This is a genomic window from Marinomonas sargassi, assembly GCF_025716875.1.
Classification (GTDB): Bacteria; Pseudomonadota; Gammaproteobacteria; order Pseudomonadales; family Marinomonadaceae; genus Marinomonas; species Marinomonas sargassi.
On sequence record NZ_JAOVZB010000002.1, the window covers coordinates 151665 to 164878 of the forward strand.

Below are 13214 nucleotides of genomic sequence, written 5' to 3' on the forward strand. Positions count from 1 at the left end.
AGAAGAACCTATTTGGACCCCATCAAACTCTTAAGCCCAAGCTCCAACCCTCTAACTTCCGCCAAGCCCTTCATTCGCCCCAAAGTCGAATACCCCGGCTTCGCATCTTTCGCGAGGTCATTCAAAATCTGATGCCCATGATCGGGTCGCATAGGAATAGCACGTCCTTTGCCTTCCCGTTTCTGCTCTTCTTGCAAAATCGCACTTACTACGCCAACCATGTCTACATCCCCTTCAAGGTGTGCGGCTTCATGGAAACTGCCTGCCACCTCTTCACGTTTTGTAGAACGTAAATGAGTGAAGTAAATGCTGTCGCCAAATTGCTGTATCATATCCACTAGGTCATTATCCGCACGTACCCCATAAGACCCAGTACATAAGGTAATACCATTGGCTGGACTCGGTACCGCATCCAGTAACCATTCCACGTCTTCTTTCACAGAAACAATACGCGGCAAACCAAGAATTGGGCGTGGTGGATCATCAGGATGAACAGCCAATTTTAAACCACCCTGCTCGGCCGACGGTAAAATCGCCTCCAAAAAGAGCTTCATATTTTGGCGCAATGTGCCTTTGTCTATGTGGTCGTATTCCGCTAACTTGTCACGGAATTGCTCTAGGGTGTAGCTTTCTTCTGAGCCCGGTAGACCGGCAATAATGTTAGCCACTAAAAGATTCTTTTCGTCTTCTGTGGCATTGTCTAAAAAGGCTTTTGCAGCGGCTTTTTCATCATCACTGTAGTCCAACTCAGCCCCTTTGCGCTCTAGAATATAGAGTTCAAAAGCCGCAAAGGCAGTTTGGTCAAAGCGAAGGGCTTTTGAGCCATCTGGTAACTCATAAGCAAGGTCGGTACGTGTCCAATCCAACACAGGCATGAAGTTATAACACACAGTATCTATGCCACATTGAGCTAGATTCACCAGCGTTTGTCTGTAGTTTTCGATGTACTCTAGATAATTACCTGTACGTTTTTTAATGTCTTCATGGACTGGCACACTCTCCACAACAGACCAACGAAGATCGTAGCTTTCAATTAACTCTTTACGAGCTTGAATCGCTTCCACTGACCAGACTTGTCCATTGGGAATTTCATGTAGTGCTGTGACCACACCTGTTGCGCCACACTGACGAATGTCGGTTAAAGTCGTGTCGTCGTTTGGTCCAAACCAACGCCAAGTATGTTCCATTGTTATTCTCCTGAAGGTAGTACTTTCGTATTCACTAAATTCGTATCTACTAAAAACCGATCAAGTGGCAAACAATCTTGAGGGCCTTTTGATAAAAGTGTTTGGTATATATGATGAATTAATTCAGCTAATTCTGGTGTATTTGCCAATTGACTGGGAAACACATCCGTTAAGTCTAAAAAGCGACGAACTAGCTGGTGCGTATCTGTTGTTTGATCATGAAGATCTTTTAACGTCGCTGCCATTGGGTCATCTACGGAATGCGCCTGACCTTGTAAGTTTTCACCACAGCTGTATAACAACCAAGCCGCTAAACCAAGTGCTACGGCGGATACACTCTTACCTTGATCAAGCCTTTCTTGTGAGCCATTTAGCCAGCGCTGGGGGATTTTCTGCGAGCCATCTGTGGCAATTTGTGCCAGCTGATGCTGTAAGCTGTCGTTGGCAAAGCGACTAATGAGGCTCTCTATATAGGTTTCTACATTCACTTCGTCTGGCAAGCTCAATGTTGGAGCGGCTTCTTGCTTCATATAGTCACGAATTAAGCCGACCAATTTCTCGTCGGTCACCGCTTGCGCCACGGTTTTATAGTTCGCCGCTAGCCCTACGTAAGCCAATAATGAGTGACTACCATTTAACAAGCGCAGTTTCATGGTTTCAAATGGGTGGACATCTTTGACCATTTGCACGCCATCCAATTCCCAATCAGGTCGGCCTAGTGGGAAGTTATCTTCCACCACCCATTGGCTAAAGGCTTCACACATCACAGCATTGGGGTCATAGCAATCAAGTTCAGTTTGTAAACGGGTTAATGATTCATCCGACATGGCGGGTACGATTCGATCGACCATGGAACAGGGAAAAGCCACTTCATCTGCTACCCATTGGCCAAAGTCTTTTGAACGGTAAGAGGCTAACTGGCATACCGCTTGGCGCGTTAACTGACCGTTATTAGGCATGTTATCGCAAGATAAGATGGTAAAGGGTGCTAGGCCTGCGGCTTTACGACGATAGAGTGCCTCCACCAAAATACCCGGTGCTGTTTTCGGGGTACTTGGGTTGTCTATATCGTGTTTTACATTGCTATCATCAAGACGCAATTTTTTATCTGCCGGTGTTAAGCAGTAGCCCTTCTCTGTCACCGTTAAAGTCACAATTTTTGTACTTGATGAGATGAGTCGCGCAAACAATGCTTCTTTATCTTCGCCTGCGAATAGAGCCTCTTTTATGGCGCTCACTTCTCGTAAGTGGGCTTGTTGGCTATCTGTGTACTCAGCAACATGGTATTGGCAATCTTGAGAGGTCAGTAAATCCACCAACTTGTGGTTTGAACGGATATTCACCGCACAAATCCCCCAGTCTCCCCCATTATGACGATTAAGGTTCTTTTCTATATAGACCGCTTGATGTGCTCGGTGAAATGCCCCTAAGCCGATATGAACGATACCAGTAGTCACATTCTCTCTTGCATAGATTGAACGGGTGATTGTTTTAATCACAATGATTCCTTAGCTTGCTGAGTTTTAAAAATAGCCACTTAACAACATCACTCACTTAGTTCTACCTAGTCAAAATAGCTTTAGATTTAAACAAAAGTGAACTTGATATTTGATTTATGCAGGGTATATTGGGGGAATCGAAATACAAGGTCAACCAATTATTAAAAATTGGTCAACCAATTTACAATACCTCCATGGACAGATAATGATACAAACCTTTCCTCAACCTAAGCGTCAATATCAAGAAATCGGCATTAAGCTCTATGAGGAGTTTTGCCGAAAAAATTTCCAAGTTGGAGACAAACTCCCCACTGAGCGTGACATAGCTGAGCGCTTTGATATCAGCCGAGCTGTAGTTCGAGAAGCCCTCATTATGCTAGAGCTTATGGAGCTTATAGAGATTCGCAAAGGCAGCGGTATTTATCTCATAAAGCAATTAGACGAAGAGCAACCAGAAGGTGAACTTGCGTCTTCTATTGAAAAAGACGATGTGGGTCCTTTTGAGATGATGCAAGCAAGGCAGCTGTTAGAAAGCCATGTGGCTGAGTTTGCGGCGACCCAAGCGACTAAGAAAGACATTTTAAAAATGCGTCAGGCATTGGAGCTAGAAAAGCAGAACCTTGAAATGAGCGATCTAAATATAGGAACGTCTAATCTAAATATGGAAACGCCAAGCCATGATGGAGATAAGCTTTTTCATCTAGCCATTGCCGAGGCCACTCAAAATAGCGTTTTGATAGACCTTGTTGAAAACCTATGGACACGCCGCGAAAATAGCCCCATGTGGAAGCAGCTGCATACTCACATCACTGACCCAAGTTATAGAAAGCAGTGGCTGGTTGACCATGAGAATATATTGCTCGCAATACAACAAAAAAAACCTGACCTTGCTCGCCAGTCCATGTGGCGACATTTAGAAAATGTGAAGGATTCACTATTAGCACTCTCAGAACATCAAGACCCAAACTTTGACGGTTTTTTGTTTAGCAGCAACCCAGTTCAAATATAAACTTTTATTATCCACTAATACCCAATCTCCCACCTGAATATTCAAGCAGCCTCAAAAGTTGGGGCTATACTGACAAGGCAAAAGGTATTTTCCTTACACGTCAAACTATAGTTATTGAAAATAAAAAGAACGAAATAGATAGCTAAAAAATATCAAAAATCGGCTAAAAACCCTCATATAAGACAAAAGTCTAATAGGATACGAGCCGAATCGTGCAATTATGCGTAGCCTGCTTAGGACTTTTTAACTATAGTTTTCAGCGTTCGCTTAAGTACTATTGCAATACAAATAGAAAATTTAAACTTTCTAAAATAATAAGGATAAAAATCATGACGTTTAATAAAAGCATTAAGAAAATTTTCAAAGCTACTCTAGTCGGTGCAGCTTTTGCAGCTATCACCTCAACAGCAACAGCTGAAACATTACGCGGTGCAAGTATGTTCGATGAGAACCATACTTTTACTAAAACTATGGTTAAGTTCAACGAGCTAGTTGGCCAATACTATAAAGGTGATGTGGAATTCGACTTGCGTCTAAACGGCGAGTTTGGTGTTGAGAAAGATTACGTTACTTTCCTAAACCAAGGTGTGGCGATTGACTACACTATCCTAGCGCCATCAAACATGGCTCGTTTCGCGCCTTCAATCCCGCTAATGGATATGCCTTTCTTGTTCCGTGACCTAGATCATTGGAACACTGTATTGTCTAGCGACGTTCTATCTCCTCTAGAAAAAGAACTGTCTGACAAAGCTGACATCGTAATCGTTGGTTACGCTGGTGGCGGTACTCGTAACCTTATTTCTAGCAAGCGTATTAGTAATATGGACGAGCTTGCTGGTCACAAAATGCGTGTAATGGGTGCGCCAATCCAAGCACAAGTATTTAACGCTATCGGTGCAGCACCTTCTGCCATTGCCTACAACGAAGTATACAATGCTATCCAAACAGGCGTTGTAAACGGACTTGAAAACGAAGCAGCAAGCTTACAGAACTTGAAGTTCTATGAAGTAGCACCTCACGTTACAAAAACATCTCACACTATCACAGTTCGCCCACTAGTATTCAGTGGTAAAACTTTCCGTAAACTTCCTGCTGACCTTCAAGCTGCCATCATGAAAGCTGGTAAAGAAGCGGGTGCATACGGTCGTGAGCTAGAGTCTCGTGAAGATGGTATCAAGCTTCAACAAATGGCTGATGCTGGTCAAATCAAAGTGGCTGAATTCGCTAACCGCGAAAAACTTCTAGACATGGTTAAACCTGTTCAAGATAAGTTTGCAGCAAGCATCAATGCTACAGAGTTACTTTCTGCGATCCGCAGCAAATAATAGCGATATAGCTTGTTCTACTCCCTGTGGTCTATGACTGCAGGGAGGTTTTTATGTAATGGTAAGGTTGTTTTATGATTAAACGCAGTTTGGATTTGCTATGTAATGCATTACGAGTGTTACTTGGCACTTTAGTAGGCGCTCTCATTATTCCTGTTATCATGCAGGTTCTTGCACGCTACACTGGCATTATCCCTGTATTTCTTTGGACCGAAGAATTAGCCACATTTATTTTTGTATGGGTGGTGATGGTAGGTTCTATTATTGCAGTTTGGGATGGGATGCATTTCGATGTCCAAGTTATTCCTGAAAGCAGTAACCCTCTTATTTTATTTTTCCAAAAAGCACTCGTAATGGTCTTAGTTGGCGCATTTGGCGTTATGTTCTTTTGGTACGGCATTGATTACACGGAATTTGGTAGCAATCAAAACTCAGTGATGATGCAAGCTAACCTAGCTGCAATTCATGTCACTGTTCCTATTGCTGGAAGCTTATGGACTATCTTCTCTCTTTATCGCCTTGTTGAAGCATTCCAACAATACAGACAATCTAAAAAGGTTACCGTATGATTCTTTCTACTGGACTCGCCTGCTCATTATTAGTGGGTTGTTTTATTCTTTTAGTGGTACTACGTGTACCTGTTGCCTTCGCTTTAGGCTTGGCAACCATTCCCGTGGTCTTCCTTGATGTGCGCTTAACGCCCTTCTTAATCATCGACCGCATGTTCCAGTCTTATAACTCTTTCATCCTATTGGCCGTGCCTTTCTTTTTGTTAGCCGCCAACTTGATGAACTCGGGCAAGATAACCGACAAACTCATTGATCTAGCTAAAGTGCTTACTGGTTGGATGCCGGGTGGTCTAGGTCATGTTAATGTTGCCGTTTCTATGTTGTTTGCTGGTATTTCTGGCTCTTCAACAGCGGATGCTGCCGGTTGTGGCAAGATTCTTATTCCTTCGATGATTAAAGAAGGTTACGACCGCCGCTTTGCTATCGCTATCACGGCTTGTTCTTCTGTAATGGGCGTTATCATCCCACCTAGTATCTTGATGATTGTTTGGGGTGGTGTCATGCAGGTTTCAGTGGGTGCCCTATTCTTAGCAGGTGCTGTTCCCGGCCTAATGATTGGTATCGCTCTTATGGCGACAGTATATGGTTTCGCTAAAGTGTATAACTACCCAATCGCTTTGAAACCAACATGGGGAACTGCTTTTAAAGCCTTCAAAGGTGCTGCATTAGCTATGCTAACACCGGTATTTGTTATCGTTGGTATCGTTGCTGGTATTGTAACTCCAACGGAAAGTGCCATCATTGCTGCAGCTTATTCACTTTTCCTAGGTATGGTTGTCTACCGTACAGTAACGGTTCGTGAAGTAGGTACTATCCTTTATGAAACTGGGCGCTTTGCTTCTATTTCTTTATTTGCCATAGGTACCGCTTCTATCTTTGGCTGGTTGTTGGCTTACTATAATGTGCCACGCTTGATCATTAGCCTTATCACGGAAATGAATTTAAGCACCCTTGGCACAGCACTCATCATTGCTTCGCTATTTCTATTCTTTGGTCTATTCATTGATGCGATCCCAACTATCATCATCTTAGGTACGGTATTACTACCAGTTGCGATTCAAGCGGATATATCTCCAATTGTCTTTGCTATTATCGGTATTATTTCTTTAGCATTCGGACTGGTGACCCCCCCCTATGGACTCTGTTTGTTAATTTCAGCTTCTATTGGTGGTATGAATGTCGTAAGCGTATTAAAAACAGTGTTAATTATTTTATTACCAATGTTATTAATCCTCTTCTTGATTATTCTTTTCCCAGAGATTGCACTATGGCTACCTACTCAATTGATGCCTAACTCATTTAAATAGAATTGAAGTGTATTAATATCTAATCGATATTTATATAAAACAAAAAAAGGAACTAGATATCTAGTTCCTTTTTCTTTGTCTGAAGAATATAAAAAATATTAAATTCTATTCACCAACTATATTAAATAGCTGGTGGATAGCATTCTAGAATTTCAACACCCAATTCTGATTCGATATGAACATTATCAACGCCTGCTGGGCAAAAGAACCTGTCCAACCTGTTCAAGTGTATCGTCTCTTCACCTATGGTGAGATCACACTCACCTTTTGTCACTATACCTATGTAGAAGTCGCTTTCCGCTTTATCAACACTCCCCGAAATTTTGGAACGCTTTACACGGAATTTATCCGTTACAGATTCATTGATCAGGCTTTCCTGATACGCTGTTTCTGTGTATTGACGCTCTACTTTAGGTTGCTGATAGAACTTCTCAAACGCTTGTTCCACTGAGATTTGTGAGAAGTCGAACACATCCATACAGAACTCAAGGTCTCGTTTCATGAAGCGAGCTTCTTCTGGCATGGTGTAACCCGCTTTGGTGAATTCAAAACGCACCGCCCAATCCGAAGGCTCCATAATCTCAACCATTAGGATACCTTCACCGATGGCGTGGGGTGATCCACCCGGTATGAACAAGCAGTCACCCGGCTTAACGGATACTTTTTCGAAGCAAGCTTCTATAGCTGGGATGTCTTGCTCTTCGATCATTTTCTTGAAGCTTTCTCGTGAAGGTGGATGCTGAAAACCAACATACACATAAGGATCGACACCTTCTCTGACATCGAGAATATAATAACCTTCCGCTTTGCCGTGATTACTGTCCAAATGCTCGCGAGCAAACTCTGCTGTTGGGTGAGCTTGAAAGTGCAGACGTACAGAAGAATCTAAGAACTTCACCAATAACATTGGGTTCTTATCAAAGGCTTTGGTGTGTGCATCACCTAGAAAATAACTTGGGTCTTGGGCGATCAAATGGTCAAAGCGCACTGCCTCATTTCCCACCAGTGCATGGGAAACGCCTTCAAAAACCTCTTCTCTCCCTGAATTAATCGCTTGGGTAGTTGAGCCAATCCAATCTTCTGGAAAGTGAGTATCTTCAGGGTGAGCTTTATTCTCTAATTGGTCGAGTATTTTACCGCCAGTATAGGTTCGCCAAACACGGTTTGACGTAAAACGTACTAGTTTATTCTTATATTCCATTGACCTAGCCCTTTAATAATAAAACTAAAAATCTGTATTTAAATAATACCATTTTTATTGCTATTTAATTATTCATATATCTAGTAAAAGTCTATTTAAATTAACTTTTAAAATTCATATAAAACTATTAACTTTTAAATTTAGCACTGAGTTTTTCGATAATATATTCACCAATAGGAAAAGCACTTGTTGCTGCAGGAGAAGGCGCATTGCAGACATGAAGTGTTCGCTGGCTTTCCGCAAACAAAAAGTCATGAACTAAGCTGCCATCTTTCATAACAGCCTGTGCCCTCACCCCTGTTGGGTATGGTTGTAAATCTTCTAACGACACCATGTCACAATATTTTTTAACTTGATCTAAATACCCCGGCTTGTACCAAGAGTTTTTTGTCTCGGTAAGTCCAACTCGCCAGTATTGTTTGAGCAATTTCCAGAAGCCTATAAATCGGATCATTTCATAGGTGTCTTTGAAGCTGAAGTTAATTGGACCATAACCTTCCCGCTTCCAGCCTTGCACTGCGTTGGGACCAACGGTTACCGAGCCATCAATCATTCGCGTTAAATGAACACCTAGAAAAGGTAAATCTGGGTTTGGTATGGGATAGATAAGATGCTTAACAAGCTGATTGTGCTTCTCTGGTAATTGATAATATTCACCACGAAACGGAATAATTTGAAAGTCAGTTGGAATGTTTAGCATTTTTGTCAAACGATCTGCCATCAAACCACTGCAGCTCACTAAATGAGAACAAGTTATTTGAGTGTCATTAAGGAATATAGTGACCTCATTCTTGTCCTCTTCGAGACCAATGACTTCACTTTCAAAGCGAATTACACCACCCTGTTGGAGGAAAAGCTCAGCTAGTTTTTGGCATATTGAGCGGTAATTTACTATGCCAGTAGAAGGTACATATAGAGCGCCAAGCCCTTTTACATTAGGCTCACGCTGATTAAGCTCTCGCTGACTAAGTTTATGTACTTCTAACTCGTTTTCTTGGCAGCGCTGGTAAAGCGCTTCCATTCTCACCACTTCCTCTTCAGAAGTCGCAACAAGTAACTTGCCGCACTCATCAAAAGGGATTTGATGTTGTTGACAAAAGGCTTTGGTCGCTGCAGCGCCTCTTTTACAGAAGTCCGCTTTTAAACTTCCCGGTGCGTAGTAAACACCTGCGTGAATCACGCCTGAATTATGGCCCGTCTGATGCAAGCCAACATTGGCCTCTTTTTCAATGAGCACAATGCGCTTATCTGGGTAGCTTTGTGCTAATTGCCAAGCCGTAGACAGACCTACTATTCCCGCACCAATTATCGCAATGTCGTATGCAGACATGTTACTTCCTTAGATCAACATCAAAATCTACTACTAGGTAGTGTCTAGCTTAAAAGATAAAGCTTCAAATACCACTGCTACTTTAGCCTTATTAGGGGTGATACAGGCAAAAAAAATCCCTACCGAAGCAGGGATTTTTTAAATCTTAAATGCAAATTGCATTAAAGAAAAAGTGCTTACCAGCCAGTGATCTCTTTAAGACCTGCACCGATGTCAGCCAAAGAACGAACAGTTTTAACACCTGCGTCTTCTAGTGCTGCAAACTTCTCATCAGCAGTACCTTTACCGCCAGAGATGATTGCACCAGCGTGCCCCATACGCTTACCAGCAGGAGCAGTAACACCCGCAATGTAAGATACAACAGGCTTAGTAACGTTTGCTTTGATGTAAGCAGCCGCTTCTTCTTCAGCAGTACCACCGATTTCACCGATCATAACAATCGCTTCAGTCTGAGGATCGTTTTGGAACATTTCCAATACGTCGATGAAGTTAGTACCTGGGATTGGGTCACCACCAATACCTACACAAGTAGATTGACCGAAGCCAGCATCAGTAGTTTGCTTAACTGCTTCATAAGTCAAAGTACCTGAACGAGATACGATACCTACTTTACCTGGTAAGTGGATGTGACCAGGCATGATACCGATCTTACATTCACCTGGTGTGATAACACCTGGGCAGTTAGGGCCAATTAGACGAACATCAAGAGCGTCACATGCAACTTTACAGTCAAGCATGTCTAGAGTTGGAACACCTTCAGTGATACAAACGATAAGTTTGATACCAGCGTTCGCTGCTTCTAGGATAGAGTCTTTAACGAAAGGAGCTGGAACGTAGATAACAGATGCTTCAGCGCCTGTTGTTTCAACAGCTTCTTGTACAGTATTGAATACTGGAAGACCTAGGTGAGTTTGACCACCTTTACCAGGAGTTACACCACCAACCATTTTTGTTCCGTATGCAATTGCTTGCTCAGAGTGGAACGTACCTTGGCCACCAGTGAAACCCTGACAGATTACTTTAGTATCTTTGTTGATTAAGACAGACATTATTATTTGCCCTCCGCAGCTTTAACAACTTGCTCAGCGGCGTCTTTCAAGCTTGCTGCAGCAATAATATCTAGGTCAGATTTCGCAAGAACTTCACGACCTAGTTCAGCATTTGTACCTTCAAGACGAACAACAACAGGTACGTTAACACCTACTTGTTCAACGGCACCGATAATACCTTCTGCGATCATGTCACAACGAACGATACCACCAAAAATGTTAACCAATACGGCTTTAACATTGTCATCAGAAAGGATGATTTTGAATGCTTCAGCAACACGTTCTTTAGTTGCACCACCACCTACGTCTAGGAAGTTAGCAGGCTTACCACCGTGAATGTTAACGATGTCCATTGTACCCATTGCTAGGCCAGCACCGTTTACCATGCAACCTACGTTACCATCTAGCGCTACGTAGTTAAGTTCCCACTGTGCAGCATGTGCTTCACGCTCATCTTCTTGAGATGGATCGTGGAACTCTTGCATTTTCTTCTGACGGTAAACCGCGTTGCTATCGATGTTGATCTTACCGTCTAGACAGTGAAGGTCACCTTCATCAGTGATAACAAGAGGGTTGATTTCAAGTAATGCGAAATCGTAGTCGTGGAACATTTGAGACAAACCAAGGAAGATCTTAGTGAACTGCTTGATTTGAGCTGGGTTAAGACCCATTTTGAATGCCATTTCACGAGCTTGGTAAGGTTGAGCACCAACCAAAGGATCAATGATCGCTTTGTGGATTAGCTCAGGAGTTTCCTCAGCTACTTTCTCAATCTCAACACCGCCTTCAGTAGAGGCCATGAAAACAACTTTACGAGTTGAACGGTCTACAACAGCACCTAGGTACAATTCGTTAGCAATATCAGTACAAGATTCAACAAGAATCTTAGTTACTGGCTGACCATTTTCGTCAGTTTGGTAAGTAACTAGGTTTTTACCTAACCAGTTTTGTGCAAATGCAGCAACATCATCATAAGAATCAACTAGCTTAACACCGCCCGCTTTACCGCGACCACCAGCGTGAACCTGAGCTTTAACAACCCACTTGTCACCGCCAATTTTTTTCGCTGCTTCAATCGCCGCTTCTGGCGTATCAACTGCGTACCCTGTAGATACTGGCAGGCCATATTCAGCAAAAAGCTGTTTAGCCTGATATTCATGTAAGTTCATTTGATTCTTCCGCTCATCTGAGTGATTGATATAAGCTCTGCCCTTTAACAGACAGAAGTTGCCGGCTTACGCCGGCAAATCGAATTAATTAACGCTTTTTACGGTTTGCGATATGGATCGCATGGTTATCGACCGCTAGTGCGGCTTCATGTACTGCTTCACTTACTGTTGGGTGAGCGAATACAGTCAATGCGATATCTTCCGCTGTAGAACCGAATTCCATTGCAATAACCGCTTGAGCGATCAAATCAGCCGCATGACCACCAATGATATGGCAACCTAGAATGCGATCTGTTTCTTCACAAGCGATCATTTTAACGAAACCGTCAGTGTCATTTGCTGCCATAGCACGGCCAGACGCTGCAAATGGGAATTTACCCACTTTGTATTTAACGCCTTCTGCTTTAAGTTCTTGCTCTGTTTTACCAACCCAAGCAAGTTCAGGGTGTGTGTAAATAACAGATGGGATGCAGCTGTAGTTCATTTGCGCTTTATGGCCAGCAATAATGTCTGCAACCATTACACCTTCTTCAGATGCTTTGTGCGCTAGCATTGGACCGCGAACGATATCACCGATGGCGAATACGCCAGGAACCGATGTACGGCATTGCTCATCAACGAATACAAAGCCACGCTCATCTAGTTTCACACCAGAGTCTTCAGAGAAACAACCTTGAGTGAATGGCTTACGGCCAACCGCTACAATTAGCTTGTCGAATGTTTCTTTCTGCTCTTCGCCTTTCGCATTAAGGTAAGTTACTTCTACTTCTTCACCATTGATTTGGCTACCAGTAACACGTGCACCTAGGCGAATATCTAGATGTTGTTTCTTAAAGATTTTTGCTGCTTCTTTAGCAAGATCTTGATCACAAACACTTAGGAATGCGTCTTGTGCTTCAAGAACAACAACTTCAGATCCTAGGCGAGACCATACAGAACCAAGCTCAAGACCGATAACACCAGCACCGATAACACCTAGACGCTTAGGTACTTCACGGAAGTCCAATGCACCTTCGTTATCAACAATGATGTCACCTGTACGTGGTGCAGGTGGAATGTTTACAGGAATAGAGCCTGTTGCCAAGATTACGTTTTCAGCTTCGATAACAGTTACCGTGCCATCGTGAGCAGTAAACTCAACTTTTTTGTTCGCTAAAACTTTACCGAAACCTTCAAAGCTTGTAACACCGTTTGCTTTGAAAAGACCAGTGATACCGCTTGTTAGTTGATCAACAATTTTGTCTTTACGATCAACCATGGCATTTACGTCCATGCCAACTTCACCAACACTGATTCCGTGAACACCGTATGCTTCTTTCGCATCATGGTATTTGTGAGAAGAATCAAGCAATGCTTTAGATGGAATACAACCAACGTTCAAACACGTACCGCCTAGGCGAGGTTTGCTATCTTTATCTAGCCATTTTTCGATACAAGCTGTTTTCAGACCTAGCTGAGCAGCACGGATTGCAGCAACGTAGCCACCAGGGCCGCCACCAATTACAACAACATCAAATTTATCAGACATAACAGGTCCCATTTTTCAGTCAAACTGAGCGGCATTTATTT

11 protein-coding genes are annotated in these 13214 nt (G+C 42.8%); 4 read left to right on the plus strand and 7 right to left on the minus strand.

What is annotated here, in order from left to right; translation table 11 throughout:
* Positions 1-8: 8 nt before the first annotated feature.
* Together uxuA and OFY17_RS05240 are read right to left on the minus strand one after the other, a co-directional pair.
* Complete coding sequence (uxuA, locus tag OFY17_RS05235) at positions 9-1187, minus strand: mannonate dehydratase (RefSeq protein ID WP_263529668.1); 1179 nt, start codon at positions 1185-1187, stop codon at positions 9-11.
* 2 nt (positions 1188-1189) lie between these two features.
* Positions 1190-2686, minus strand: coding sequence for a mannitol dehydrogenase family protein (locus tag OFY17_RS05240; RefSeq protein WP_263529669.1), 1497 nt, complete (start codon positions 2684-2686; stop codon positions 1190-1192).
* 205 nt (positions 2687-2891) lie between these two features.
* On the opposite strand from OFY17_RS05240, the gene OFY17_RS05245 reads away from it, so the two are divergent.
* The 4 genes from OFY17_RS05245 (at position 2892) to OFY17_RS05260 (ending at position 6896) form a co-directional block, all read left to right on the plus strand.
* A complete protein-coding gene (locus OFY17_RS05245; protein WP_263529670.1) occupies positions 2892-3695 on the plus strand; it encodes an FCD domain-containing protein in 804 nt (267 codons plus the stop codon).
* Positions 3696-4024: 329 nt separating this feature from the next.
* Complete coding sequence (locus tag OFY17_RS05250; protein WP_263529671.1) at positions 4025-5020, plus strand: TRAP transporter substrate-binding protein; 996 nt, start codon at positions 4025-4027, stop codon at positions 5018-5020.
* 74 nt (positions 5021-5094) lie between these two features.
* Positions 5095-5589, plus strand: coding sequence for a TRAP transporter small permease (locus OFY17_RS05255; RefSeq protein WP_263529672.1), 495 nt, complete (start codon positions 5095-5097; stop codon positions 5587-5589).
* Positions 5586-6896: a TRAP transporter large permease gene (locus tag OFY17_RS05260; RefSeq protein ID WP_263529673.1), complete on the plus strand. Its 1311-nt coding sequence runs from the start codon at positions 5586-5588 to the stop codon at positions 6894-6896. The genes OFY17_RS05255 and OFY17_RS05260 overlap by 4 nt, the downstream gene beginning before the upstream one ends.
* A gap of 121 nt (positions 6897-7017) precedes the next feature.
* On the opposite strand, the gene OFY17_RS05265 is transcribed toward OFY17_RS05260, so the two are convergent.
* The 5 genes from OFY17_RS05265 to lpdA all read right to left on the minus strand — a co-directional run bounded on the left by OFY17_RS05265 (position 7018) and on the right by lpdA (position 13173).
* Entirely contained in the window at positions 7018-8097 is a 1080-nt protein-coding gene (locus OFY17_RS05265) for a class I mannose-6-phosphate isomerase (RefSeq protein ID WP_263529674.1), read from the minus strand.
* Positions 8098-8224: 127 nt separating this feature from the next.
* On the minus strand, positions 8225-9427 hold the full coding sequence (gene lhgO, locus OFY17_RS05270; RefSeq protein WP_263529675.1) for an L-2-hydroxyglutarate oxidase: 1203 nt from the start codon (positions 9425-9427) through the stop codon (positions 8225-8227).
* 176 nt (positions 9428-9603) lie between these two features.
* Complete coding sequence (gene sucD, locus OFY17_RS05275; RefSeq protein WP_263529676.1) at positions 9604-10476, minus strand: succinate--CoA ligase subunit alpha; 873 nt, start codon at positions 10474-10476, stop codon at positions 9604-9606.
* Positions 10477-10478: 2 nt separating this feature from the next.
* Positions 10479-11645 carry an ADP-forming succinate--CoA ligase subunit beta gene (gene sucC, locus OFY17_RS05280; RefSeq protein ID WP_263529677.1) on the minus strand — a complete coding sequence of 389 codons (1167 nt, stop codon included), beginning with the start codon at positions 11643-11645 and terminating at the stop codon, positions 10479-10481.
* Positions 11646-11733: 88 nt separating this feature from the next.
* Positions 11734-13173, minus strand: coding sequence for a dihydrolipoyl dehydrogenase (gene lpdA, locus OFY17_RS05285; RefSeq protein ID WP_263529678.1), 1440 nt, complete (start codon positions 13171-13173; stop codon positions 11734-11736).
* Between the last annotated feature and the right edge of the window lie 41 nt (positions 13174-13214).